Origin of the sequence: Nitrospira sp. (genome assembly GCA_029194665.1) — a bacterium.
In the GTDB taxonomy this organism is placed as follows: Bacteria; Nitrospirota; Nitrospiria; order Nitrospirales; family Nitrospiraceae; genus Nitrospira_D.
In genome coordinates this window covers 1-26,760 of sequence record JARFXO010000009.1, presented here as the reverse complement: position 1 = coordinate 26,760, position 26,760 = coordinate 1, and the positions used below count along the sequence as shown (strand labels likewise).

23 protein-coding genes are annotated in these 26,760 nt (G+C 56.6%); 9 read left to right on the top strand and 14 right to left on the bottom strand.

Annotated elements, in window-relative coordinates; translation table 11 throughout:
- Positions 1–2: 2 nt before the first annotated feature.
- The 6 genes from P0119_22030 to P0119_22005 form a co-directional block, all read right to left on the bottom strand.
- Positions 3–791 carry a hypothetical protein gene (locus tag P0119_22030; GenBank protein MDF0668740.1) on the bottom strand — a complete coding sequence of 263 codons (789 nt, stop codon included), beginning with the start codon at positions 789–791 and terminating at the stop codon, positions 3–5.
- Positions 792–795: 4 nt separating this feature from the next.
- Positions 796–1,314, bottom strand: a complete 519-nt coding sequence (locus P0119_22025; GenBank protein MDF0668739.1) for a hypothetical protein — start codon at positions 1,312–1,314, stop codon at positions 796–798.
- A 136-nt stretch (positions 1,315–1,450) separates the two neighbouring features.
- Complete coding sequence (locus P0119_22020) at positions 1,451–2,164, bottom strand: hypothetical protein (GenBank protein ID MDF0668738.1); 714 nt, start codon at positions 2,162–2,164, stop codon at positions 1,451–1,453.
- Positions 2,165–2,197: 33 nt separating this feature from the next.
- Positions 2,198–2,833 carry a hypothetical protein gene (locus tag P0119_22015; protein MDF0668737.1) on the bottom strand — a complete coding sequence of 212 codons (636 nt, stop codon included), beginning with the start codon at positions 2,831–2,833 and terminating at the stop codon, positions 2,198–2,200.
- 189 nt (positions 2,834–3,022) lie between these two features.
- Positions 3,023–4,213 (bottom strand): methyltransferase domain-containing protein, encoded by a 1,191-nt coding sequence (locus P0119_22010; protein MDF0668736.1) that lies wholly within the window; start codon positions 4,211–4,213, stop codon positions 3,023–3,025.
- 70 nt (positions 4,214–4,283) lie between these two features.
- The gene (locus tag P0119_22005) at positions 4,284–5,651 is read right to left on the bottom strand and encodes a glutamate-5-semialdehyde dehydrogenase (protein ID MDF0668735.1); all 1,368 of its coding nucleotides are present in this window, start codon (positions 5,649–5,651) and stop codon (positions 4,284–4,286) included.
- Positions 5,652–5,858: 207 nt separating this feature from the next.
- Between P0119_22005 and P0119_22000 the strand changes: the two genes are divergently transcribed.
- Positions 5,859–6,689 carry a hypothetical protein gene (locus P0119_22000; protein ID MDF0668734.1) on the top strand — a complete coding sequence of 277 codons (831 nt, stop codon included), beginning with the start codon at positions 5,859–5,861 and terminating at the stop codon, positions 6,687–6,689.
- Here P0119_22000 and P0119_21995 read toward each other — a convergent pair.
- Complete coding sequence (locus P0119_21995; protein MDF0668733.1) at positions 6,686–6,835, bottom strand: hypothetical protein; 150 nt, start codon at positions 6,833–6,835, stop codon at positions 6,686–6,688. The genes P0119_22000 and P0119_21995 overlap by 4 nt on opposite strands.
- A 35-nt stretch (positions 6,836–6,870) precedes the next feature.
- On the opposite strand from P0119_21995, the gene P0119_21990 reads away from it, so the two are divergent.
- Positions 6,871–7,065 carry a hypothetical protein gene (locus tag P0119_21990; protein ID MDF0668732.1) on the top strand — a complete coding sequence of 65 codons (195 nt, stop codon included), beginning with the start codon at positions 6,871–6,873 and terminating at the stop codon, positions 7,063–7,065.
- On the top strand, positions 7,062–7,544 hold the full coding sequence (locus tag P0119_21985; GenBank protein MDF0668731.1) for a hypothetical protein: 483 nt from the start codon (positions 7,062–7,064) through the stop codon (positions 7,542–7,544). Before P0119_21990 ends, P0119_21985 begins: the two co-directional genes overlap by 4 nt.
- A 427-nt stretch (positions 7,545–7,971) precedes the next feature.
- On the opposite strand, the gene P0119_21980 is transcribed toward P0119_21985, so the two are convergent.
- Positions 7,972–10,704: an SUMF1/EgtB/PvdO family nonheme iron enzyme gene (locus tag P0119_21980; GenBank protein ID MDF0668730.1), complete on the bottom strand. Its 2,733-nt coding sequence runs from the start codon at positions 10,702–10,704 to the stop codon at positions 7,972–7,974.
- Positions 10,705–11,147: 443 nt separating this feature from the next.
- Here P0119_21980 and P0119_21975 point away from each other — a divergent pair, with 443 nt between their 5' ends.
- On the top strand, positions 11,148–11,456 hold the full coding sequence (locus tag P0119_21975; GenBank protein ID MDF0668729.1) for a hypothetical protein: 309 nt from the start codon (positions 11,148–11,150) through the stop codon (positions 11,454–11,456).
- Here the strand turns inward: P0119_21975 and P0119_21970 are convergent.
- Together P0119_21970 and P0119_21965 are read right to left on the bottom strand one after the other, a co-directional pair.
- Positions 11,431–11,772, bottom strand: coding sequence for a hypothetical protein (locus P0119_21970; protein MDF0668728.1), 342 nt, complete (start codon positions 11,770–11,772; stop codon positions 11,431–11,433). The two genes, P0119_21975 and P0119_21970, sit on opposite strands and share 26 nt — an antisense overlap.
- 93 nt (positions 11,773–11,865) lie before the next feature.
- The gene (locus tag P0119_21965) at positions 11,866–13,101 is read right to left on the bottom strand and encodes an MFS transporter (protein ID MDF0668727.1); all 1,236 of its coding nucleotides are present in this window, start codon (positions 13,099–13,101) and stop codon (positions 11,866–11,868) included.
- A gap of 339 nt (positions 13,102–13,440) precedes the next feature.
- On the opposite strand from P0119_21965, the gene P0119_21960 reads away from it, so the two are divergent.
- The 4 genes from P0119_21960 to zwf all read left to right on the top strand — a co-directional run bounded on the left by P0119_21960 (position 13,441) and on the right by zwf (position 18,123).
- A complete protein-coding gene (locus P0119_21960; protein MDF0668726.1) occupies positions 13,441–14,472 on the top strand; it encodes a GntG family PLP-dependent aldolase in 1,032 nt (343 codons plus the stop codon).
- Between the two features lie 90 nt (positions 14,473–14,562).
- Positions 14,563–15,345, top strand: a complete 783-nt coding sequence (locus P0119_21955; protein MDF0668725.1) for a hypothetical protein — start codon at positions 14,563–14,565, stop codon at positions 15,343–15,345.
- 134 nt (positions 15,346–15,479) lie between these two features.
- The gene (gene gnd, locus P0119_21950; protein MDF0668724.1) at positions 15,480–16,373 is read left to right on the top strand and encodes a decarboxylating 6-phosphogluconate dehydrogenase; all 894 of its coding nucleotides are present in this window, start codon (positions 15,480–15,482) and stop codon (positions 16,371–16,373) included.
- Positions 16,374–16,575: 202 nt separating this feature from the next.
- Positions 16,576–18,123: a glucose-6-phosphate dehydrogenase gene (zwf, locus tag P0119_21945; protein ID MDF0668723.1), complete on the top strand. Its 1,548-nt coding sequence runs from the start codon at positions 16,576–16,578 to the stop codon at positions 18,121–18,123.
- 1,461 nt (positions 18,124–19,584) lie between these two features.
- Here zwf and P0119_21940 read toward each other — a convergent pair.
- The 3 genes from P0119_21940 to P0119_21930 form a co-directional block, all read right to left on the bottom strand.
- Positions 19,585–20,463, bottom strand: a complete 879-nt coding sequence (locus tag P0119_21940; protein ID MDF0668722.1) for a poly-gamma-glutamate hydrolase family protein — start codon at positions 20,461–20,463, stop codon at positions 19,585–19,587.
- Between the two features lie 1,433 nt (positions 20,464–21,896).
- A complete protein-coding gene (locus tag P0119_21935; protein ID MDF0668721.1) occupies positions 21,897–22,838 on the bottom strand; it encodes a hypothetical protein in 942 nt (313 codons plus the stop codon).
- Positions 22,839–22,904: 66 nt separating this feature from the next.
- Complete coding sequence (locus tag P0119_21930) at positions 22,905–23,102, bottom strand: hypothetical protein (protein MDF0668720.1); 198 nt, start codon at positions 23,100–23,102, stop codon at positions 22,905–22,907.
- A 524-nt stretch (positions 23,103–23,626) separates the two neighbouring features.
- Here P0119_21930 and P0119_21925 point away from each other — a divergent pair.
- A complete protein-coding gene (locus tag P0119_21925) occupies positions 23,627–23,845 on the top strand; it encodes a DUF2283 domain-containing protein (GenBank protein MDF0668719.1) in 219 nt (72 codons plus the stop codon).
- 2,237 nt (positions 23,846–26,082) lie between these two features.
- On the opposite strand, the gene P0119_21920 is transcribed toward P0119_21925, so the two are convergent.
- Positions 26,083–26,760, bottom strand: a 678-nt coding sequence (locus tag P0119_21920) for a poly-gamma-glutamate hydrolase family protein (protein MDF0668718.1), incomplete at its 5' end; no start/stop codon positions are given.

Here is a 26,760-nt window from a genome sequence, read left to right as displayed (position 1 = left end):
GTTCATGACCGAGGCGGTTCCTGTCCAGCCTCCAAGACCTTATCCTCGGTCAAATCGACGACCGCCCAATATTTCGGATCTCCATCCTGCCCTTCAGAAAAGGTGATCCAAATCGTGCGGTGGGCGTAGCCGGGATCGTTCCTGAAAAACCCACGGTCCGGTTGCATGAGCAATCCATGGCCTTGGAGTTGCTCAACCTTGCCGACCAGACGAGGATCCGTTTTGGCCAACTCGATCCCACGCTGTACATCCTGCTCTCCCTCAGGGGGTTGATAGCCTTCAAGACGCGAGACCGTGAGCAGGTTCATTTCCTTCATGCGGACGTCAACTGCAACATCTTGACTGTAACTGTAATACACCAGCCTGGTCTGGCCTGTTGTGTGACGACAACAACCAAACGAAACCTTGCCCTCGGGTGGTGTGCGATCAGCGTCGATGAACGCCCATCGGCTTCCCAGAAGCGCTGTGACTCGACGGTCGCTTTCGGCGGCTTTCCGCAATGCTGCAACCTCGTTCGCGGTCAAAACAGCCGAAGCATTCGCGGACCGCTTCACCACGGGATCCGTGACGGCACCAACCATGGTAGGCTTGTAGTGACCAGTAGTGTCATCACCGGTAAATTGGAGTACGTGCGGCGATGGGGGCTTATCGGGCAGGCTGGCCTTCCGCACAGGTGTCTCCGGATCTTCCGGACCGAACGGACCCCGAGAGGATGCATCGAGGCTGCAACCGTAGCCGGTGCCGATGACCGTCACTAGAAAGAGAGCCTGCCACTCCGTTCGATCTATCACAGTCTTACACCGCCAACTTTGCGGCAATTCCCAAAGCGAGCCTGGAGATCTGCGCAGCAGCCTTGATGACGGCGGCCCGCTTTTTCCGAGAGGCCGCATCGAGCACAGCTTTCTTCATCAACTCCTTGTAGGCTTCGATCTCGTCGTTGCTGAACGGAACGATTTGGGCCACGGTTTCGTTATTAAACGTGTTGGCCAGCTGGAGGTAGAGATTGGAGATTTCCGCCGCATAGATGCCGCGTCGAAGCGGGTCGTTCTTATAGGTTTCGAATTTCTTCCGCAGTGCGGCAACGGCTTCCAACAGCGCCTGCTGACGGACCTTCGTTTCATCCTGTTTTCCTACTGCGAATTCGACGGCACCTACCTGATCGACCAGGACCTTGGCCTCATCACGGGCATGGTCGACTTGGACCGAGAGATCGCTGATTTCCTGATTCGCGCTCTCGCCTGTTTCCATCAACTGCTTGATCAGGCTATCATTGTCTCGTAAGAATCCGACGACCCCCCCGATACTGAGCTCCATGGTGCCTCCGCTATCAGGATGCTGAAAAAGTCTACCAGCGGCGTTCTCGCATCGCTCAGAGACTCAACGTACCGAAGCGTACGCCTCGTCCCTTCGCTCGCTGCGGCCTTGCTGGACAGCCTTTTTGAGCATCCTGCTATTGCCCGTCGTCCTTCTTCAGTTTGTCCAGAAGGTCGACCAAGTCGGCGGTAAAGGTATGCGCCCGTTCCAGAGCCCTCAGACGGATGATGCGCGAGCCCGTCACTTCTTCCAGGGCATCGTTGACGGTCCGTGAACGATTCAGCACCTCCCTGATGCGCTCGGATTGTCCCGGAGCCTGCTCGATCAACGCCGATACAAACTCGGGGTCGACGGACGCCAGAGCCGATTCGTCGGCATACCGCTTCAATTGAGCATGAATCGTCGCGGTCCGTTTCCACGAATCGTTCAAGGCGTTGGCCGTATCGCGCAAGCCGCAGAAATCTTCTTCAAATTGATCCCACACCGCTTTTTCCAGTCCCTGATATTCAACCAGGTACATTTGACCGACCAGATAGGCCGCTGCGTACGCCGCCTCGTCTTTCTTGCTCGCGATATTCCGGTACGAGGAAAGGACGAATTGATGCTTGGCTTCCTGCGCTTGCAACGCCTTGAAACTCTCATGGAGTGCGCTGCGCGCCTGCTCCAAGAACGTGATGCGCGCCTCGGTTTCTTTCTGGAACAGATCGATATTGGTCTGGGCCGCATCAATTTTGGCGCCTTCCTTCTGGAGGAGATCGCGGACCGCATCGCTGTGAATCGAGTGGCATCCCACAAGGCTCATGAGAATGAGCCCGACCGTCACGGCTACGGCTACGGCTCGTCCGATCATGCTGATCTCCTTCCGCTCACACATCCCGGCGCATCACCGGCGCAACGCGCGCACGGCCTCCGCCACCGACTGAACGTCGTCGCGCGACAAGGTCACGTCGATATCCAAGTAATGTTTAATGATGGCATTGATTCGGCGAAGCGCTTCCACATTGGTGCGATATTGATCGAACGCCGTCAGATCGACCGTCGACGCCGCCTGCGAATCTTTTTCAACGCGCTGCTCGACTCGTCCGATCAGTTCGGGAAATTTCTGCAAGAGATTATTCATATCCCCAGCACCAGCCTGGAAGACGATCTCTCCGGTAGGCCCTTTTCGCTCCGGCAAATTTTTCAGGCGAATCTCGTTGATCAGCGAGATCACCTCGGGACCTAACAGATCGGCATCGTCTTTCGTCAAGTCCTCGTCGGCCACGTCGGTCAGTGTGGGGTTCGTGGTGGCCCATTGCAGCGCCAGGTTCAGCTTCAGTCGAGCTTGAACATAGCGATACCACTGCTGATGCCGTTTGGTGACGTTGCTCACCAACTCACGGTACTGCTGCATCAGCCGTTCGTTCTCGGCATAGGCCTGATCCTTGTCGATCAAAGCCTGTTTGACTTCGGGCGGAGTCGCGCAACCGATACTGACCAGACTCAGGGCGACAATAACCATGGTGCGTGCCGCTTTCATGGTGATTCCTCCTTCCAATTCACACCGGGAACGAACACAAACGAGAAAGCGACCGACCGACTGCCTAGGATCTGTTGGGGAGAAGCCCAAGGTTAGCGAGGGTAGAAAACGATTGCAAGGGGAATATCGGCCATGTATGGATTGTGGAACCTGGGCCACCAGGCAGGCCAGTACCAGCCAGTAGCTTTCCTAGGGGAGCCCACGTAGGATTTCCTGGTAGTACTCATCGAGCATCGCAGAACGAGCCTCTTCGACGATGACCAGTTGCCGTTGATCGAAGGTGTTAGCACAGTAAAGATACTGCCACCCGCGAGAGCGGCCACGCTCGGCATGCACTTGTCGTCCATCGGCTGCTTGGCGGGTGGTCTCGCTGCCGACCTTCCGATCTTTCAATTGTTCCCAAGCCGTTTGAGCCGAAGGCCAATGATTCTCGTAGAGCGGGACGTTGACATCCCCGGCTGACATCGAAACGGCGTCCGGTTCGAAGCGCTGTCCTTGATCCCGTTCCGGCTGCTCATCCCAGTTCAGAGCCGCTTCGCCTTTCCGATCAAGCACATAATAGGGGCCGTCGTCCACCAATTCTTCGACGGTTCGATACCGGATCATGGCCGGGCACTCGACGAGCTGAAGCCCTCTGTTCGCCAACGCGCGCTGAAACGGCACTCTTCTGGCCAACTGCCGCGTTTTCTCACTCCCAATCATGCGGCCGGATTGGTTCAGGACCCGGCACAACCGGTCTAGTCGAATCGCGAGCCCTGTCCGCCGTTCAAATGACAGCTGCTGCGAGGGATCCTGTCCTCGTTCGAAGGTCCGCCAACTGCGGCTCGGAAGACCGCGGTCTTGTTCAGCCTGCACCAGCGCATGCGTCGCCGCCACGAGATCGTACGCACCTGAGAGCGGCTCATCTTCCACATCCACGCACTCAAATCGTACGTTGCGCAACCCAAGCTTGTCCGCCTTTTCCTGTGCAACGGCGATGGAAGCGGATGACCGGTCGACACCGACAAAATTCTTCTCCGGGAAGAGACGGGCATAGAAGATCGTCAACACTCCGATACCACAGCCAAAATCGAGTACCTCTTTCGCCTGGCCGAGGTGGGCTGTCGTCCGCAGACCAATCTCCTCGTAATATTCGTAGCGTTGACTATAGAGGACGGGATAGAGCTTCGGTTGCGCCGCGAGATCGTAAAAAGCGATCTCGTCGCGACGATCGCCTCTGCGTTTTCGTTCGACGTGGCGCGCGAGCTGCTGAAGATCTTCCGAGGAGAACTGCTGCCGCTGCCATGCAAAATACTCGCGGTCGGATGTGAAGTGCCTGAGCCCCCACCATGCGAGATGCTCGCGGAGCGCCGCCCGTATCTCGTCCGAAGAACAGAGCATATAGCTGATGGCTTATGGCATCGAGTCGTAAGGCGCGAGGAGCAAGGGGTGAGGGGTTACGAGATACGTTTCACGGTCTCTTGAGCATGATGGCATCAAAGTAGGTTTCCGGAACAGGATGCGGCAACCGAAGTTGGCCCGCTCCGAACGCCACATACTTCTCGCAGGTCAGCTGCTCCAGACCGATCGGACCTTTCGCATGCAATCTCCCCAGGCTCAGCCCCAGGTCGCTCCCCATCCCGAAACTATCGCCCGCATGCAGCCTGGTTGATGCGTTCACCAGCACCGCGCCGGCATCGACTTCCCTGGTGAATCGCATGGCGGAGTCGTAGCGCGTGGTGGCGATTCCAGCGGTGAGACAGGGACCGTGCCTGTTGATATGGGCCAGCGCCTCATCGAGGTCTTCGACCATTCTGACGGCCAGGGTCGGACCGGCGAACTGGGTCTGCCAATCGGCATCCGTCGCTGGAATGATCGCGGTATGTCCCGTCATCGCCATTTGCCCCATGAGCGCGACCGTCTTCGGGCAGGCATGCACTTCTACCTTGAACTGGTCCAATAGGCGGTTGATTAATGGAGGCAAGAATTGCCGTGCCACGACCTGCTGCACCAGCAAGGTATCCAGCGCGTTGGAGGCTCCCGCCTGCTGCACCTTCGAGTTGATCACCAGGTTTTGCGCGACGGACATGTCGAGGTCTGCATCGACGTACAAATGCGTGAGGCCCCCGTCATTGCAGAGCACCGGCACCCTGGCTTGCTCTGCAACTGTCTTTCGTAAACCGGCTCCGCCTCGCACGATGATCGCATCGAGGGATTTCCCCGAGCGCATCAGATCGAGCGCGACTTCCTTCTCTTGGCGATCGATGAGTACCCAGGCTCCAGCGGGTATCCCGTTCTCCGTTGCCGCTTCCCGAAATCGTGCATCGATCGCCTGATGCGTCAACTTCCATTCCGGAGCACCGCGAAACACACAGAGGTTGCCGGATTTCAGACAGAGCGCGATCGATTCCACTGTGACGAGCGGACTCCGTTCGGAGATCACGCCGATCACTCCGATCGGCACCCTCACCCGGGAGACCTGCAACCCATCCGGACGTTCCCGTCGCGACGTCACGGCGCCGACAGGGTCCGGCAGATCGGCGATAACGTGAAGTCGATCCACGATCTCCTTGATGTGGTCCGCCGTCATGCGTACGCGAGAGACGGCAGCCTTCACCCGATCTTTCGTGTCGGCCTTCTCAAAGGACTTTCCGACCGCCTCGACATCTTTGGCGTTTTCCGCGAGAATACCATCTTCGTCAGCAGCAACCCGGTCGGCCACGGCATGCAGCGCCCTCGCCTTCACGGGACCTTGAAGCAGAGCCAGACCGACCGCGACATTCCTGCAGTCCTTCAAGAGCTTATCAAGGTATAACTTGACCGGAACTTCAATCGCCATACTGGTTCCCTCAATCCATTGCAATCAATCCATCTCCCTGAGACAATGCTGCCGATTCAGGCTCAGGGCGACGGACTATACCACGCGTTTTTTTCATGAGTAAATAAGCGGAAAGCCTCGCAGCTCAACCTGCTGCAACTAAACGTTAGGTTGATGAATGAGAAGCGGTGTGCCGGCTCGCGTTGGCGCTAAGGGAAAGGAGAAACGATGCGCTCATCAGTTCAGGTCAATGGACATAGTCTCAGGCTGGCTGGCTGTGTGGCTTTGGCGGCATTCCTAGGAGCCTGTGGTCAACTGAAGCCGGTGAATCCTCTGGTTCCCCCGACGCAAGCCTCACCCGAGCAATCGGCTGAACGAGAGCGGGAGAGTCAACCTCCCAAGGTCGTCCAAGCCCGTCCCAACGGCAGCAATCCACAACAATGCCTGGTCAATTTCGACAATGAGGCCGCGCTGGAACATATTTATGGTCAGGCCAGATCAACGCTGGCATACAGGACGACCCGAATCGGATTCGGGCCCTTGCAGATGTGTGATTCGTCGAAACATAGCGACTGCTGGGCCTACCGCCAACGTTGTTCACGAAGCGATGTCAACCTCGACACCATCGGCCACACTCATTTCCATTTGAGCATGGAAGGAGGGGTCGAATGCTACACCCTTCCGGATCCGGGAGACGGGCTTGGTAAAGGGTTCGGCAAACTGGTGGACTTTAAATGCACCGATGTCGATTGGACGAAGACTCCCCGCGTCCTGTCCTCCCACAATCAGAATCAGTGGATCAAAATCTGGGTCGGCAATCTCGACAATCATGCACCCATGTATTTCGACATGGAATCAATTTCAGTCCTGTCCGATACATCGATTCAACTCTGGTTCCGGAAACGCGACGGCACCTGGTGGTACTGGCCTGAGCTGAAAGCCGGCAACACCTGGACCATTCGTGAGCATGTGCGCGATGTGTCGGAGGTTCGGCTACGAGGAACCAAGTCGAGCAGACCCAGTTCCTATGTGATTGGCTCGCTGGTCGTTCGGGACTAGGGTCCCATCGTGGCGGCGATGACTTCGTCCCCCCCCCAAAAGACAGTAATTTCCTGGGCGTAGGCCCGATCGCGGGCAGCCAGAGCCGCCACGTCTGGCTCCGCAAAGGCCTTCGACCCCAAGAAGCGTACAAGCCCGAGTCGCACTTGACAACTGTTACCTCCTGAGGTAGCACTACGGTATGGGCAAGGTTCGCCGGGGCGGCTACCTCTTCCTAACGTGGAAGAGCGACCATTCTCCTCGGCACGTGCATGTGTATCGCGATGGAGTGCTCATCGTGAAGTGGGATCTGGATAACAACCAGCCGATGCTCGGCAAGGCCACGCGGCGAGTGCGCATGCTGATCGAAGAACTGGACTCCGAGGGGGCGCTATGAAAATTCGATCGGTCACCTCTAACAATCGCAGAAAGGCTTTCCTCGTAAAGTCCTCGAAACAGTCGTTTTGGCTTCCCTACTGCAAGGTCGATCCTCAACCGACCGGCACCAATCCGATCGTCAGCGTCTCTGTCGATAAGGAACTGGGAGGGGAAGGGTTCAGTTATGTGTTGGAATCAGGCAATGGGGGTACGGTCCACAGTGAGCAGGTGTTGGAATACAACCAAGACTCGCGCTACTTGCGCGATGCGCTGTTGTATAAGCTGACGGTCGAGGCGCAGAAAAGGGTACGCGCGAGTCCCCTCTCGAAACGGGAGATCATTCGCCGGCTGCATACATCCCCGACGCAGCTCTACCGTCTGCTGGACCAGACGAACTACCGCAAATCGGTCGATCAACTCTTGTCTCTCTTGCACATCTTGGACTGTGAGATCGAGCTTCTTGTGCGAACCAAGCCCACTTCAGGCAAGGCGGCCTGAAGGAACGACAGGGGACCTGCCGTCTCTCTCGACTAACCACTCAGTGCAAGATAACCTGGTTCCGAAAGCGCGATGGAACCTGGTGGTTCTGGCCGGAGCTGAAGGCCGGCAGCACCTGGAATATCCGCGGGCATGTGCGGGATGTGTCGGAGGTACGGATCCGAGGAGCCAAGTCGGGACGAGCCAGTTCCTATGTCATCGGCTCGATGGTCGTTCGGGATTAGGAGGCTGCGGGAAGACCATCCGTTCATCCTTCGAGAACCTCAGGACGAACGGAGCGGTCATTGAATATACTGAGGTTCTCCGTTCGTGGTGAGCTTGTCGAACCATGAACGGGTTTCGGAGTCAGTTAATTCCACAACCTCTTGAAGACTCCCCTCGCCCGGCGGAATCGGAGGCAAAGGGTCAAAGAACAAAGCGCAAAGGGTTAGGGCTCAAGGTCCTGGACGAGTCGGAAGCCGACGCCGCTGCTCCGATTTGCTGGGTTATCCCAGGTATATGCATACGGTTTCACATCGTGCGATGATTCACCCCAGGATCCTCCATGGAGCATTCGAAAAGTGCAACTTCCCCCTTCTTTGGTCAGCTCAAGCGGGTCTACTATAGACCTATGGGTGGTGCTATTACTACATTCTTGCGACCACTCCCAGACATTCCCCAACATGTCATACAACCCAAAGTCGTTGGGGATTTTTTGACCAACTGCTGATGTTCGATTATGCGAGTTGTCTGCAAAGACGGCGAGGCCAATCAAAATCTCATCAGATTTTCCGTTGCTTGCCGCATATTCCCACTCTAGCGATGTGGGTAACCGGTATTTCTTGTGTGTTGTAATAGACAGCCACCGAGCATACGTTTCTGCGTCGACGTATGACACATTGATTACCGGCCGCCTGCCTCGTCCCCACCCCTGATCGCCAGGTAAGGACTTCCCCTCGGCTATTACATAGCGGTCGTACTCCTCAAACGTTACCTCGTACCTTGCTATCCCGAATTGTTTGATGTCTACGGGAGTATTGCTGACTTCCAGTAAATGCTTATTGCGTGTCAGAAAAGTGCCCGAAGGCACAATTCGCATTTCCGGCTCGATAGAGATATTTACAAAGACCGATTTGATTTTGAGCACGGCTTGGTCGAGGTTATAACCCTTTTGCCAAAGCCAATTTGTTCCACCTATCAGCAGAACCATAAGGCCAGCGAGAATGGCAGCGGCGAGGCGCTCCTTGGTCTTCCGATTCTGGCCAGCTGTTATGAATGTTCGCTCGTCAGAGGAGAAAGAATCGGGTCGTTTCTTGAGCCAGTTCTCTGCTTCGCGTAAGAGCAGTCCATGGAGAAGAAGACCTGGATGCTGTCGGCTCTCTTCCCATCTCTTCCTCGTCGCGTTCAACCGCTGCTGCCAGGCCAGAAACTCGCGGTTGGCATCGACCCAGTTTTTCAGTTGAGACCAGTGCCGGATCAGGGCTTCATGCGTCACTTCCACGACCACAGCCTCTTGTCCATCCGCCAGCTTGCGCCGGTCTTTCAGTAGCAACCTCGCCTCGACCAACCGCTCCAAGAGTGGGTGCGTCTTCTGAGGCAAGCCATCCCAGGTGGCTACGCGTCGTTTGGGCTTGTCAGCCTCGTGATCGAGCATGACCAAGGCGGGAAATGCCTGGTGCAGGAGCGCGCGTCTGGTCGCCTCATCGAGGGGAATGACGGGCTCTCGCCCTGGATTTTTCCATATTTCTTTCACCGCTGCCTCGATAGATCCTTGCAGGCCACCGAGTGCCTCGTATTCTTTCAGGAGCAGGTCGCCATCGGCGCCATAGTCGATCAGCAACCGTTCGAGGATGAATGCGAGCAATGGGAGCGCATCGGCACCTTCCGCATCCTGCAAAAGCTGCGCGGTTAAGGCAGGCTCGATGGTGAGCTTGCGCCCAGCAGAGGTGGCACGAACAGCCGGCCCTTCGATGACCATTTTGTATTCAGCTGGAGCGAGCGGAGGGAGGTTGAAGGGTGTCTGCCGGATCCCAGCCAAAACTGGCGCCGCCTGCAATCGCTCATACGAATCAGACCGGATAGCCGAGAGGACCATCACGCGCGGGGATGGCCCCACCGCACTCGGTGGTTCGCGGTTGGCCTTACCAATCAGCCCACCGATGGACTCCAACAATTGCCCCGCTTCGTCGCCACCCTCTTTCACAAAGAGTTCTTCCGCTTGATCGATGCCGATGACGATGGTAGGGGGAGCAGCCCCCGGCCCCAGTCTCTTCTGTGCGAGGGTCTGCACCTCGACGAGAAGCTCGACGAGGCCATCGGGTTTGGCCAGGGTCTCGCGTAGGTCCGCCCGTGTCTTCGGGGTCTTATATTCACGGAAGGTTTTCTCTAGACTTTCCAGCAACCCCGTCTGGCCGCTGATGGCCGCCCGCTCCGGACGGACGACCGGCAAGGGAAGGAAATGTCGATCGTCGCGCTTGAGGCGTGGCCAGAGCCCGGCCCGCAAGAAAGACGACTTGCCCGCCCCCGACGCGCCCAGGATAACCAGGAGCTGTTCGCCGCTCTCGACCATGCGCCGTAGCGTATCCAACGCCAGAATGAGCGGCGCTTCCCGTCCAAAGAACACCGCTGCATCTTCCGCTTCCAATGCCTTGAGTCCGCGATAGGGCAGACGTTCCAAATCGTTGGGTGGCGGCCAAGGGAAGAACGATGGATCGAGACCGGCTTTCTGCAGCCCCTGCTTCAACTTGACCAACCCCGCTCCGGCCAACGACACCTGGGTCTGAGGCACGATCTGATCCCGAAACACCTGGAACGTCTGCCGCTCTGAGCCGGATGCCAGGTCACACAGCTGCCATTCAGCCGTCATCTCCCTGGGGAGCGTCTCGATGGGCGTAGGCTCGACAACCACCCCGAAAATGGTCTTGCCGAGCTGCTTGGCCAGGAGAAATTCCGCCAGGCACCATTTTGAGTCACGCCAGGCCGGTGAGATCAGGAACACGACTGCTTCACATCGGTCGGCCGCTACTTTCAAGGCTTCTTGCCAGCGCTCTCCCGGTGAAAGGCCGCGCGACGGCGTGATGTCGAGGAAATAGTCGGCCCAACCGTTCTGCTCAAGCCACTGCGCCACAGCAAGGGCTTTTGCGTTATCAGAACTGGAATGACTGATGAATATTTTGGACATCGCCTCGTGGAGCGTCCCGAACGTTATTTTCAGACTCCGTTCGCCCTGAGGCCCTCGAAGGGCGTGTGACTCTAGCCAGGTCCGTTCATGGTTCGACAAGCTCACCACGAACGGTCTTCTGGTCACTACGCGAACTGGCGAACGTACTGAGTGTCATTCAAGACCGACAGCCCACCTTTCTAAGTTGAGCAATACCAGTGCCCGCCGAGAACTACTGCCGCCCTTTTCCCTCGACTGACATAAGTCCCCAGACCTAAAGTGAATATGGCCCTGCTGAATGAAATGGGAGCGGCGGCGATGAATGACGGTCGCCATAGCTGGTATCGATTGGGATACGATTTGTATCGGTACAGATACCATAAGTAGGAGGGGTTAGAAAACCAGGCTTGTTTGGGCGGGATGGTGATGGCGTAGCTGAAGTCCGGAGGGAAAGCTATTCACTCATGCTGGGGGCAGCACAGTGGGGGCGCATCGCCTGCAACTCAACCAGCATTGACTTGGCCGAGCACGTATCGTCACAAATTGAGCAGCGCTCGAAACTCGTCAAGCGTCAGCCCTGCTTGTCGAAGCATCTCGTGAAACAGCCACTTCGGTATGTCGCGCTTGTGCTGATGGCTGATCCGGACTCGCAAGATCGACCCATTTGGCAAGAGTTTCCTCCACGTTTCGTGTTTTTCCGATCGAAGTTTTTCAAAGCCGGCGTGTTTGAGTACCAGACGGAAATCGCTATACGTGAACGAGGCCATGCTTGATCTCGATCAACGTACGCAATTCCCACTCCGTCTTGCAGGCAGAGATGGCTTCCACATAGGGCAGATGGTGGGCACGGTTGGGGCTCGTGCTATACTGATCGCGTTCTAGAAGATATTCCTTCGCATAGTCCTGAATGGCTTCGATCAAATCCTTAAGCGCAGCATCCGCGGTCGGAAGCTCCGTCACTAGATCCAATTCCGGGCACTTCGCACAAAAGTGGCCATTATCCTTCGCGAGCAGAATTGTCAGCCGAGGCTCGGTTACTATGATCTTTGGTTCTCTTGTGCGGCGACGTATCACTCTTGTGGCCGGCATGATTGATCCTCCCAACAAATCATATTCTAATCCTCTTCAGGAGGAGGGGCAACCACAGTGAGCATCTCAATTGCTCTCATTCGGAGGGCGCGACTACATGTGCTCCTTCTGACGGACCAGTAGCGTGGCGAGCCAGGCCCAAAGTCCCATCAAGGGGACCATCGCCCAGGCGATGTGTGTGGCGGTCGCCCCGAGGGCCTTCACCGCAGTCACGAGCCAGGCGGTCGAGGCGTCGCCGCCGCGTGAGATGGCCGTATCGATGAAGTTCTTGGCCTTATATTTTTCCTCGCGACTGACGACCGTAAACAAGACTTCGCGCGCCGGCTTCGATAACGCATACTCCCCCACTCGCCGCAACACGGAAAAGACAACATAGATCGCCAGGCTCGGCCATAAGGCGATCCCCAGAAATCCCACCAGACTGATCGCCGGCAAGGACAGTAACGCCGCCACGAGACCAAACCGGCTGATGAGCCTTCTGGTCATGAATACCTGCGTGGTCCAGGTCAGGAGGCTTGTCGTGAAGTCCAAGGTGGAAAAGAGCCGCGTGCGGGCTTCCGGCTGGTCCAGATATTCCGAAACCAAGCGGGTCTGCTCAAGATACAGAAACGTGGCGGTCATGGTCAGGATCGTCAGATAGCCGCAGATCCCAAGCAGATAGGGAGACGAAAAGGTCAGACGAACTCCCGCGAGAAAGCTGCCGTGGAGCGGCTCTCCCTGCTGGGACCGATGATGGTTCGTCTGTGCCCGCCCCCATCGCTCCAATCGATACACGCATCCGATACAGGCGCCTAAGAACAGGCTCGATGCCACCATCAGCACCGGAATCGGGAAGACAATCGTGAGGCCCGTGGTGAAGAGCGGGCCGAGCAACGCTCCACTGCTCCCCCCGGCCGCGATCACGCCGAACAGCCGTGATCCCTGCTCCGGTGTGAACAGATCGTCCATGAAACTCCAGAAAACCGACACGATGAACAGGTTGAACACCGACAGCCAGACAAAAAATCCCCGAGCCACCCACTCCGGATGCAGATGACTCGTCATCAACGCATAGAACGCCAACAGGTTCGTGATGAAGAAGGCATAGACGGTCAGCAGCAGCCGGTAGCGCGAGCATCGCGCCGAGAGCCACCCGAACAGCGGGGTGGCGGCGAGCATGGTGAGGAATGTTGTGGTCATCATCCAGGGGAGATGTTTCAACCCTCCTTCGATGGCCATTTCATCGCGCACCGGGCGGAGAATGGAGTAGCCGCACAGGAGACAGAAAAAATACGTGAATGCCCAGGCTAGCGGAACAAGCTCGTCCCGCTTCGCGCCTAAGGAGTTCACCCATCGATCAACTATCGGTTGACTGGATACGCCCATCCCTGCGCAGTGTAGCAGGTATGCTTTCACCCGCAAGCGGCAGATCTGTTAGAATGCCGAGACCGTACGGAATTTTTAGGCCACATTATTCATGAACACTTCTGCTGCAATTGTGGATTCGCCGCTGCGACAAGCCAACATGCGGCTTCGGCCCATGTTGGCGGGCGGACTCGCCGCTCGGTCGGTCAACAGACTGTTTCAAGTCTGCCTCCCTTCCTCACGGCTCCGCGCGCCCGTCTCGCCTGGCGACTCCGCAATTTCGCAACGAACTGTCATGAATAATGTGGCCTAGGAGCAGCAGCTATGATCGACCTTCGTAGCGATACCGTCACCAAGCCGACGGACGAGATGCGGAAAGCCATGGCGCATGCGGAAGTCGGCGATGACGTCTATGGCGAAGACCCGAGCGTCAATCGCCTCCAAGACATGGCGGCGACCATGCTCGGCAAGCGGTTTGCCCTCTTCGTCCCCTCCGGCACCATGGCCAATCAGCTGGCGATCCGGTCGCAGACCCAGCCGGGGCAGGAGATCATCGTCGAGAGTAAGAGTCATGTCGTTCGCTATGAACAGGGAGCAGCCGGGGCGCTGGCCGGCGTGCAACTTCATTGGGTGATCGGGGAGCGAGGGGTCATGACTGGCGAGCAGGTGGAAGCCGCCATCAGGCCGAACGATCCGCACAGCATCACGACGGCCTTGATCTGCATAGAGAACACGCACAATGCCGGAGGCGGCACGATTTATCCGCTCTCCACGATCGAAAAAATCCGAGCCCTCGCCGTGAGACACGGCATTCCCATGCACCTCGACGGGGCCAGGCTCTTCAACGCCGTGGCCGCCACTACCTTGCCTCCGACGGCCTATGCCCAGCACTTCGAAACCGTCTCACTCTGTCTCTCGAAGGGGCTGGGAGCCCCCGTTGGATCATTGCTGATCTCCAACGACCAGCGACTCATCGATCGCGCACGGCGCTTCCGCCGCATGTATGGAGGCGCGATGCGCCAAGCGGGCATTCTGGCCGCAGCCGGCATCTATGCCTTGGAGCGGCATGTCGCTCGACTCAAGACCGACCATGACCATGCGAAAAAACTTGCTCGACTGCTGCAGCAAATTCCGGCAATCCAGATTGCACCGCAGCACGTGGAGACCAATATCGTGATTTTCGATATTCTTGACGAGCATCGCTCTCCGGCCCAACTGGTGGCCGCGCTCAAAGAGCGGGGCGTACTCATCAACGCCGTCGGAGGACAGAGCTATCGGGCGGTGACTCATCTGCAGATCACGGACAAGCAGATCGACGAAGCCGCGGCCGTCTTTGCCAAGGTCCTCGCCGGTTGATCGTTCGGCGTTGACACGATAGTCCTCGATCCATAGAATCTGTTCGAGTGATCTGGTTTCCGAATACTATTCACATGATCAGAGACAGGTATGGACTCCACCACGACAAGCACTCCCACTCGTGAAGAGCTGAATGCCGAGCTGCTCGAAGTCCCGGAACCGCCGGAGCAGCCGGAATCACCGCCTCCCCCGGGTTTTGAGGACAGTTTAGACATCGCGCTGCGGCATATCAAAGGCCGAAGGGGGGGTGACCTGGTCGGCATCATACTCGTCGGATCGGGGGCTCGGAGGGCCGTGACTTCTCATAGCGATATCGATCTGATCGCCCTTGTCAAGGGGGAAGCCGACAGCCATGAAATCATCCGCGTCGGCGATCGCATGGCGGATATTCGCTACCACGGCCACCACTCCGTCGAGGAGGATCTCGCGTACTCGCTTCGGCTCCCCTCGCTGCTTCGAAAAGGCAGAATCCTTTTCGATCACGACGGGATCTGTGCGAATTTGATCGAAACGGTCCACCAGCGCTTTCGCCAGGGTCCTCCACCGGCTTCGATCAATGAACAAATTCGCCTCAAAGCCGAGTGCTATCACCTGTTGGGCAAGACGCAGGACTTCATGGACAAGCCTGGAACGGCCCACTATCTATTGATGCTGTTTTACGAGGATTGCATCTCGGCGTTTTTTCGGTTGAGAGGGTTTTGGTTGGTCGCCCCGGTGGATGTTCACCGGTTCATGTTTTCGCGGGAGCCGGCGCTCGCCGACCTGGCCGGACAATTTCTGACGGCCGCCACCCTCCCCGAGCGGCTCAATTTCGGCCGGCAGTTTGCCGATCTCCTTTTTAAGGATGTCCCGAATCCTGCTCGTATCGACTGACCGGAACATTCAACCGGCCGTCTCCGCGTAGGGAAAGTGTTTCGCACATACGGTGAGAGGAACCACACCTGCCTGTAGATCGATCAACGACCATCGCATCGACCGTGATAAGCCACAAACCAAGGAGCTCTCTAATGGAACTGGGATTTATCGGACTCGGCAAGATGGGGATGAATATGGTGACCCGCCTTCGGCGCGATCAACACCGCGTGGTGGTGTATGACCGATCCAACGAGTTGATCAAACAGGCTGAGAGCCAGGGCTGCGTCGGATCTTCGTCCCTCTCCGATCTTGTCGGAAAGTTGAGCGCTCCGCGCGCCGTCTGGGTGATGGTTCCGTCCGGAGCCCCTACTGAAGAAACCATCCAGGCCGTGGTTGCGCTGTTGCAATCCGGCGACAGCATCGTGGACGGTGGAAATACAAGATTTCACGACGATGTGCGGCGGGCTGCCGAGCTGAAGAAAAAGGGCATCCACTATGTCGACGCGGGAACCAGCGGAGGGATCTGGGGATTGAAAGTCGGCTATTGTCTCATGGTCGGCGGAGAAGACGCAGCCGTCAAACGGCTTGAGCCGGTATTGAAGACCTTGGCGCCTGAAAACGGTTGGGCCCACGTCGGCGCGGTCGGGGCCGGCCACTATGTGAAGATGGTCCACAACGGCATCGAGTACAGCATGATGCAAGGCTATGCCGAAGGATTTGAGTTGATGTCGAAGAGCGAGTACAAGTTGGACCTCGCGCGCGTGGCCGACTTGTGGATGCACGGGAGCGTCGTTCGATCCTGGCTCTTGGAGTTGGCCGCGAGCGCGCTCAAGGACGACCAAAAGCTGGATAAACTCAAAGGGTATGTTCAAGACTCCGGAGAAGGCCGTTGGATGATCGCCGATGCCATCGAGAAGGATGTGCCGGTTCCCACCCTCACGGCGGCGCTCTTCACGCGGTTTCGATCGAGACAGGAGGAATCGTTTGCCGAAAAAATGCTGGCAGCCCTGCGGAATGCCTTCGGTGGCCACGCCGTCCGGCGATAACAGCCCGGCCCCATGAACAGGTGTCAACACTTCGCGGCTGGCGGACTTTTCAAGTCCTTCGAAGCGTTGTGTCCTAGAGATACGTTCGTGGTGAGCTTGTCGAACCAAGCACGAACCTGCCTGAAATTACACGCCCTTCGACAGACTCAGGGCGAACGGATTATGGCAATAACTCTCTGATCGCAATTCTATGGAGGCGTCGATGGCCCACACGACTAGTCAACGGATCGACATCAGTCCTGCCCAAGAACCGCTGCCGTCCTTCGAACCTTGTACGTTGGTGATTTTCGGCGGCTCGGGAGATCTAGCCCGCAGACGCCTTATCCCCGCGGTCTACAATCTGCTTCTCGACGGATTGCTGCCGTCGAACTACGTCGTGCTCGGCTTAGGCCGCACCCCCATGAGCGATGACGAGTTCCGAGCCAGCGTCCGAGACGGCGTGGTCAAACATTCCCGGCAGGCTTTAATCGAAGAGAAGTGGAACGCCTTTTCTCAGCACCTATTTTATTTGGCGGGAGGAAATGACGACGCACAAACCTATACCCGACTAAAGGAACGTGCCGAGGATCTCGAGCGGAGATTTCAACTACCGGGGAATCGTATTTTCTATCTGAGCATTCCCCCCAGTTCGTTTACCGCAGTCTGCGAAGGCTTATCCCGTTCCGGTCTTGCAGGGACCCCGGCGACTCGTCCGCCCTATACGCGCATCATCGTGGAAAAACCAGTCGGGCGTGACTTGGCCTCTGCTCAGGCCATCAACGAGGTGACCGGACGCGTGTTCGACGAATCGCAGATTTTCCGCATCGATCATTATCTGGGCAAAGAGACGGTTCAGAATCTCATGGTCGTACGTTTCGCCAACAGCATTTTCGAACCGATCTGGAACTACAAATACGTCGACCACGTCCAGATCACTGTCAGCGAAGCCGAAGGCGTGGGGACCAGGGCCACGTACTATGAAGAAGCTGGCGCGCTGCGGGACATGATCCAGAATCATATGCTTCAATTGCTCTGTCTCGTCGCGATGGAACCGCCCTATTCGCTAGATCCGGACGTCGTCCGAAACGCCAAGATGGAAGTCCTTCGTTGCTTGCGGCCCATCACGGCCAAGGATGTGGGCAAGTTTACCGTGCGGGCCCAATACACGGAGGGGACGGCCCATGGCACGCCGGTGCCAGGCTATCGCCGTGAAAAGGGCGTGAAGCCGGACTCCACCACTGAAACCTACGTGGCCGTGAAATGTTTCGTAGAAAACTGGCGTTGGTCCGGCGTGCCGTTCTACTTGCGGACTGGGAAAGCCTTGCCCCTGCGGGCCAGCGAAGTCGCCGTCCAATTCAAAGAGATCCCTCAGATTCTCTTCAATCCCGGCGGACAAACGCCTCAAGCTCCAAACGTGCTGGCGTTAAAAATTCAGCCTGAGGAAGGGCTCACGCTCCGCATCGTCTCCCGCGTGCCTGGCACCCGCGAGCAAACTCATCCGGTCGAGATGAGCTTCAAGTACTGCGAGGTCTTCGGCAGACCATCTCCGGAAGCCTACGAACGGCTCCTGCTCGACGTGATGGCCGGAGATGCTTCCCGCTTCATGCGGCGCGATGCCGTCGAAGCCTCCTGGGCTTGGATCACCCAGATCCTCGAAGCTTGGGACAAGTCGGGACAGCGCTGGCTCCCCGAGTATCAAGCCGGCACCTGGGGACCGGTGGAAGCAGACCGGCTGATCCAAAACGACGGCCGCACCTGGCGACTGCTGTAAAAAGATCTCCCGTGACGGCACCCACGTCCGCCCTCGTTAGACCAGCGCGCTTTTGCTCTCTATCATTCCTCAGCGATTGATCAGACGGCCCCCTATAGTGAAGGGAGGAAGTCCGCCAAAGAAGCGGCAAACAAGCTCGCTCCCGCCATTTGCTATACATCTTAAATATGCGCCCAAATCTGGATCCGATGTCGCCGGAAAACGAAATTGTGGCGCAATTGGTCCGCTGCCAGCTGAGGAACATGTTTCGAGAGCGGCTCTCACCCGGTAGTGCCCCTTAGTTGGGCCAAGTGATAATTCTGCACTAAATCCTGGCATGGTCATTTCACACCTCCTCTTTCTAGATTCAACGATTCATAACCCCAATCGATACGGTTACTTCGTGTCATCGCACCGCGCCCTCACAAGTCGCAGATGATGCCACCCGAAGCATGGTCGTATCGGCAGTGACCGCCTGGATTCTCTTCACCAGAGTAGCACCTGCCTCTATTGCAGGCATTACAGACGGCACGCGGCTTCCAGCCGTTTGCCTCGCAATTCTCGAGAATGAAATCGCAGTTCGCGCAGGCCGGGATCGAAGGGATGACGGCGTCCGGCCGTGCTGCGACTGACCGGCCACTATGATAACATCCACGCGTTTGGTGCAGCGATTGTTCTGCAGTAAATCCGGGAATATTCATGGTCTTCATTTTGTACCTCCGCTTGGTTAGTGAACTTTACCGGTCATAGTAGGGCAGCAGCTTCGTCACGATCACATCGACGCGTGCAAAGGGCTAATACGTACCGGCTACTCCTCAACCGCATGCACCCAGACATACCCCATGTTGCTCATCGCAAATCACACAATTCAAGGATGGTTTCGGATTGTCCAAGGTACCTTCGCAACCGTCCAGACACACTGAGTCAGCACTGTTGCACCACAATCTACAAAGCCATCCGCCGATATCACCAAAACTCCCTGCACTGCGCATTCCATCAAACCGATTAACGGAAAGCTGGGAAACGACTCTTTGCTCCCCGCCGCCGTACGCTCCCGCAGCTACAGCACGATAGCGCCTGCTCGTCTGATAGAGTGAAACTCTGGCGGTAAATCCCGGCATGCTCATGATCCGCCTCCTATTTTCAACCTACCGATCGTAGTACAGCGACATCTTGCTGCTCAAAAACGGAAACTCCTCGGTTACGTCCACACGGACGAAGAGCTTCTCCGTGTAGTCGGTGTTGGGTTGGCATAGGAAAAGATCGCCACGACGATCTTGCCTGTGTCGCTCAAAGGCGAAGGCAGGACTTGGCCCGCCGCCAGAGAACAATCTTTTACAAACCGCGCTGCGGTCCTGCCATTCACATCGGGATAGCGCACCACCAGGCAGTTCAGATTCCGATGGCCATCCGTTGATCTCACGTTATCCGTCATATGTAATCCCCCTGGCTGGCTGATGGTTCTCTCGTTATCATGCGCAGTTAGAGCTTGGAGGCGTAGACCTTGGCAACGGCCTCGGCGATGGCCAGTCCTTTCTCTTCCCGCGGAGCCTCCTTCTGCTCGATCTGTACGCCATTTGCACCACCCGCCGTGAGTCTGTTCACGATGTTCCTCTTGTCGTCGCCGCCGAACTGATCATCTGGCGTCGTGATGTGCACTCTGAAAACTGAACCGACGACGCCTTCGATGGCTTCCTTAATCTTCTCTTTCAGGGCATCGGGCGCGAGGCCGCCGATGAGGATGTCGTCTGATACGTCGTCTTCGATCCCATGAAAAGCGACGGCATATTTGAAGCCGCGAGAGATGACCGAGTTGAGAAGAGGAAAGCAGGCCTCGTGGATATTAATGTGCCAGTGTTTAAACGCCCCTTTGCGGTGCCAGCCCCTGCACCGCCACGAGCTGACACCCTTGGCCGCGAGCTGCGATGCGAGGTGCTCGGCCTGTCCATCGGTGAGCGGCTCGATATCCCCGCCGTGGGGGGCGATGGCAATGAGCCCGTTGTGCCAGCCATTATCGTCGAGCCGCTCGACAAATTCACCCTTGTCTTCGGCTTCGGAGTCGTCCAGGGTCGGACGTGGCACTTGCGGGTCGAGTGTCGCGTCAGACCCATCGTTCATATCGAGTCGCGCCAGGCCACCTTCGCCCATGCGAACGATGTTATCCGGGCTCTCCTGGCGGACCTCGGAAACCGTGTAGAGTCCGTACTCATCGTTGTTACGCTTGATCCGAACCTGATGCCCAAGCAGCCGCCCAACTGTCTCCAACTTTTCCCGATCGGCCGAGCAATGCTCCTTGCGTTTAATGAGATCATCCTGCTCGGGATCCAAAGCTCTCTTGATTGATGCTTCATAGGTGGCCATGAGACAACCTCTTTGCGTTAGACGTGCTCTGTTCACTGAACCACGCCATCACCGCCACCGCATCTGCCCTGGTGATCGATTGAGACACCACCAGCAGCCACCGCACATGCATTTCCATAAGTCTTGCCATCACAACCGCAAACTGGGTTGAATATAAGTGGACATATCTCCGGTCTCGTCCTGCACGTGCCTTGCGCATCCGCCACCCGGCAGTTCCCGATTCCAGAATCGCAATATTGGCTTGCATCAGGACAAGGGATTCCCGCGATGCCTCCGCAGACTTGTGCCTCGCACCCCACACAGTTCCGCAACAATATCCTGAAAGGAAAACGACTGATACATAACTGGGAGCACCCGGTCGCGGAACTTGGATTGGGGAAGCAGTCAAAGCACCTGGGCGGAAACGCTCCACCCGGGATCGGCGTCTCTAGTTGCATGGGCTGTACAAAACCCGGTGGCGAGGCGATACCGTTAGCCTTTCCGGCTGAAAGCCGGTAATAACCATTCGTCCTATAAACTGATCGATCCGCGGTAAACCCCGGCATATTTAGGGCATTCACTTCACATCTCCCTTAAGTTGGTGTAACTCAACCGCCATTATTCGTAGGATGCCATGAAAGTTTCCCCCAGATCGAACCTGCTCTCCTGCGCCATGCACGGTTTAAGACCCCACCCCAACTCCTTTTGCTTTCGTTCACCAGGTCTACAGAGACTGTGTTATGTCGACGACAGGAATATCCCCCGGGCGGCAGTCAATGCGAGGGCCCCCGCCGGGTGCCCAGAGGCAGCTGCAGTCGTCGAACGGGCTCACAAGCATCTTCAAGCATACAACTCGATTTACCGATGGATCATACTTACAGCACTCAAATGTAGTAAGGAACAAGCTGCCTAATTGCTGCATAGACACTTCACCCATTCCTGATCCGCCGAACCCAGCCATGTCTCGGTATATCCCTCTGGTTTGGCTAAGCGACAATTCTGCATCAAATCCAGGAATATTCATTTGAGACCTCTTTATGTTTAGGCTTAACGGTTATGGCGTAAACCGGGGACATTTTTTAATGTCACTCCTTCACGTCCGAGCTACGCTCGCTTCGTCTGCACGATAGATCACACTGAACAGGGTATCTCGGTTCCATCAGAACACTGCCGAACACCTACGCAGGGTCCACAAGTAACTGGCGGATTACACTGTCTGTGGCAAGCGGGACCACACTGAAAAGGCGGGAAACCCTCCTGAATACACTCTCGCATGCATTGTACAAAGCAAGAGGGATTGCCAAGGCCGATTTGTGCGGCATGCACAGTCCCATCGGCTCGATGGATTGCCCCAATCATGTGGTAGTGATTCATTGTCTTGTAAAGCGAAACTTCGCCGGCAAATCCAGGCATTTTCATGGCGTTCATTTCACACCTCCCTCAGTCGGTTAGGGTTACCGGTCATAGTACGGCCCCATCTTTGTCACCAGGAACGGAAATTCCTCCGTCACGTCGCAGCGAACACAACACTTCTCCGTATAATCGGTATTGCGGTTGGTATAGGCGAAGATCACATCGACGATGTTGCGCGTGCCGCTCAGGGGCGAAGGGCGTACTTCTACCCCGGTCAATGAGCAATCTTTGCCGAATTCCTCCGCCGCCTTCGCATAAATCCCATGGTAACGCATGGCCAAGTAGTTCAAGGCACGGTGATCATCGGTCGCACCGGCGTTGTCGGTCAGTTGGATCACGCGGTTGAATAGTTCCTCAGCGGCCGGGGCGAACTCTTCGGCCTTCGTCTTTTCCGGCTTGGGAATGGCCTTGATGAGTGCGTCACGATTGAAGGAATAGATCTGGTCAAAGGCCACGATGGGCACCAGCAGCCCGTTGCACATTTCCGGCGGCGCGATGGGACCACGCATGCCGATGACGACATCGATGTCGTTGAGGCTCGGTGCCGGCCGAATGGCTTCCACGAGCAGATCCATATCCGCCGGATCGCGAGGCACCAACAGATAGGTTTCCAACCCCTGAACAGTCAGAACCCAGCAGAGCTGACGCACCAGGTACCGGTTCTCACGCTTGGACAACACGGCATGGAAGCTCTGCTGGTCGGTCTTTCCTGCGGTGTCGGAGCGTCCCGTCGCCTGGGCAAATTCTTTTTCCGCTGCCAGGTTCGGGAAGCGGGCTTCGACCCGGCCTATGGCATAGACAAATGACGGCTTCACGGGCACGCCAGTTGCTCCGCCACAGGTGGCGCAGCCCGCTTGCGGTGAGATAGTGCTGTGACTATGACGGGCTTCAGAGGCTGGTGCGGCAGGGCGCAGGTCATTTCCATTGATCGGTGGATCCGGTTGTTCTCTCACCTGAGCCGTCTGGTTCGTTGGTTCGTTCATCGGCTGTCTCCTTCCTCATGAGTGTGAACGTGATTGACCGGGGACATCGAATATCCCTCCATCCCTCTATCGTGACCGTCCTTTCGTGAAGACCATCCAGCGGTTGAGCGCGGCCGCTCGTTGCTCGCAGCCGCCGCAGGGCTTGATCCCGATGTACGATGTGGCTCGCTTGACCACATCGCCTAAGCCGATCTCTTCATCATCCGAAAGAAATCCGGGGAGGCGCACTCGGTAGGGAGTCTCTTCGCGTTGGTTTGGAGTCACTGACTTGGGGTCACATCTTGTTCTGTGTACGCTGATCTTACTTCTTATTGGCTTTGGATTAGCGAACGTTTGATTGTCCGCGTGACCAACGGTCGCACCTGACGATTACTGCAAGAACCTGCCTTCGACAACAAACAGTGAAATCTAACTTTTCATTGGCTTGGGAATCTCAAGATCCTTACAAATTTTCTGGGCGGGCACGTCATTAATCTATCGATGGGTAAGGATCCTTGATGTTCGTTGGAAGACTGGCCAACCGTGAGGGAATGCGCTATTGTGTGATAGATGGTTCAGTATAAATTCACCGAATATTTTGAAAGGGAAGTGCTCCGGAAACGTCCGTATCTGAAGAAAGAGTGGTGCATCCGGGTTCTAGAGAACGCGCTACGAAGCGAGCCTCAAGAGGGAAACCGTTTCCGGTTCTGGGGTCGTACTGAGGAGCTTGAGGGACGGATATTGAGGGTGATCACTCTCGAAGATAAGCTTACAATACACAATGCTTTTCCAGACCGAGGGTTCAAACCATGAAGCTTAACTATTATCCGGATACCGACTCACTCTATATCGATCTTTCCGAACAGCCGAGCGTCAAAAGCCGGGAGGTCACTGAAGGTATTGTTCTGGATTACGACGCTGCGGGACAGCTTGTGGGGATCGACATCGACAATGCCAGCCAAAAGGTCGAGCTGAAGCAACTCACACTCAGCAAGCTGCCGCTGATTGTGCAGACCATTTCCGCCTAACTTGGCGCTTCAGACCGATCGCGTGGCCGCGATCGACAGCCACCATTTTCAAGCAAGCCACTGACGGCGGCATATCCAGTATAAGAGCAGCTCCATGACGTGCTGATTTCAGCGAGGCACTCCCGCCAGTACATTATTCTGCGGGCATCATCCTCAGGAAGTCAGATTTCGTTGTTCGGGGCCACATCTTGTTCTGTGCATGCCGATTTGAGCACCTAGCGGCTTGGAATAAGCGACCGTTTGATTGTCTTGCACAACGGCCGCACCTGGCGGCTGCTGTAAAAAGATATCCCCTGACGGCACCCACCTCCGCCCTCGTTACACCAGCGCTCGGTTGCTCCTTATCCTTCCTCAGCGATTGATCAGACGGCCACCTATCGTAAAGGGAGGAAGTCCGCCAAAGAAGCGGCAAACAAGCTCGTTCCCGCCATTTGCTATACATCTCAAATATGCACCCAAATCTGGGTCCGATGTCGCCGAGAAACGAAATTGTGGCGCAATGGGTCCGCTGCCAGCTGAGGAAAATGTTTCGAGAACGGCTTTTACCCGGTACTGCCCCTTCGTTGGGCCAAGCGATGACTCTGCACTAAATCCTGGCATGTTCATCTTCATTTCTCCTTTGTTAGTGAATTGCCTGTCGCAATGTGTGGTGGCGCTCGAAAGCTCCTTCGCCCAACATCCGGCAAGAGACAGACGGCTGCCAGATTAATCGGGCAGGGCTAGAGCTTGGGCTAGCGATGCCGGTTGCCTCAGTCACACGTCTCACAAATCGCAAATCCTTCTATTGAGAATGGGATCATACCAACAATGCCCGCCGGGATTCTCTTCGCTCGAGTCACAATTGCCCCATGCCCAGGCATTGCAGGCGGCACGTGGCCTCCAGCCGTTCCTCTCGCAATTGTCAAGGATTCAATCGCAGTTCGCGCAGGCCGGAATCGAGGGGATGACAGCGTCCAAGTGCGATGCATGCCGCCGACTACTGCGGTAGTGCCCGCGCGCTGCGCGCAGCGACTGGTCTGCGGTAAATCCTGGCATATTCTTGGCGTTCATATAAATCTCCTTTCGGTTACTTGGTGTTGCGGCTAGAAACCGTAGGCTGGATTGATAAACCCAGCACCTTGCGAGGCGGCAAGGTTATTGCTGGGTTTCGTTCCTCACCCAGCCTACGCGAGCTGTTGCGAGCGATGCGGTTCCCTTCGTTCACCGCATCCTTCTACGCGGGCTAAACCTTAAATACCCCATTGGTAGGAAAGCCCGAAACGGTGGAGCGACATTCTGTACAACTATCCACTCGGCTTGTCGTGCAGTTCGGAGAGTCAAGTACCGGACACTTAAGCTCATGGCTTCTCTTGCAGCACTCTGTGAAAGGATTCACCTGACGGCAATCTGGGGCGTAGAGAATGTCGACACAGGTCCCTGGTGGGAGGGACGGTGTTAATGACCCAGGGGCTAATAAGATCTGCGGCGCTATTTGGTTGAGGGCAGCGGCGCTAATTACCATTCCTGCATAATGCAGAGCGGTCTTGTCGAGCGACGCTTCTGCTGTAAACCCAGGCAGAACACTATTGGTATTCATTTCACATCTCCTTTCTTTAGGTTACGGTCGCCTACCGCTGCAAGACCCCGGTATTGCGAGTCGGAGTGCATTTCTCGAATCCCTTGAATACCGTGCAACTACATCCCCCGAAAGCCGTCGGCTGGCAAACAGAGTGCTGACAAAACCTGCGACCCGGCGAAAAAATAGACGGCCCCTGTGAGACGCACGGGGTGCACTCGTCGTGGCTGAGGCACGGTTCAACCGGACCACCTCCCCCGCCACCGCCACCTGGGTCCAAGCCCTCGAATTTGCCTTTATGCAGCATTTTCTCGAGGCAGCCCACGCACTCACCGCCCACGCAGGTGTCGCAGTCGACAGTCCTGCCTCCCTCGTTAATCGCCGAGGAGATCACCCTAGCCATTGGCACGGGTAAATTGAACACCTGTCTACTGGTTTGGTAATGCCTGCTCGTCTTGTAGAGCGAGGCCTCTCCGGTAAATCTTGGCATGTCCATTTTGTATCCTCCTTCATCATTTCAAGTTCATCGGTCGTAGTACGGTGACAACTTCGTCACCAAAAACGGAAACTCCTCGGTCACATCTACGCGCACGAACAACTTCTCCGTGAATGGCGTGATCAGAGTGCCATCGCGTTTTGTCTCCCCCTGGCCGGCTGATGGTTCTCTCGTTATCATGCGCAGTTAGAGCTTGGAGGCGTAGACCTTGGCGACGGCCTCGGCGATGGCCAGTCCTTTCTCTTCCCGCGGAGCCTCCTTCTGCTCGATCTGTATGCCATTTGCACCACCCGCCGTGAGTCTGTTCACGATGTTCCTCTTGTCATCGCCGCCGAACTGATCATCTGGCGTCGTGATGCGCACAGTGAACTCCGAGCCGACGGCGCCTTCGATGGCTTCCTTGATCTTCTCCTTCAAGGCATCGGGCGCGAGGCCGCCGATGAGGATGTCGTCTGATACGTCGTCGTCGACTCCATGAAAGGCGACGGCATATTTGAAGCCGCGAGAGATGACCGAGTTGAGAAGCGGAAAGCACGCCTCGTGAATATCGATCGAGGTGATGTGCCAGTGTTCAAACGGGCCGTTGGGGTGCCAACCCTTGCACCGCCACGAGCTGACACCCTTGGCCGACAACTGCGATGCGAGGTGCTCGGCCTGCTGGTCGGTGTGCGGTTCGATTTTACCGCCGTGGGGGGCGATGGCAATGAGCCCGTTGTGCCAGCCATTATCGTCGAGCCGCTCGACAAATTCACCCTGGGCTTCGGCTTCAGAATCGCCAAGGGTCGGACGAGGCACTTGCGGGTCGAGCGTCGCGTTAAACTCGTTAATCCCGTCGTTCGGGTCAAGCCGCTTCCGGCCACCTTT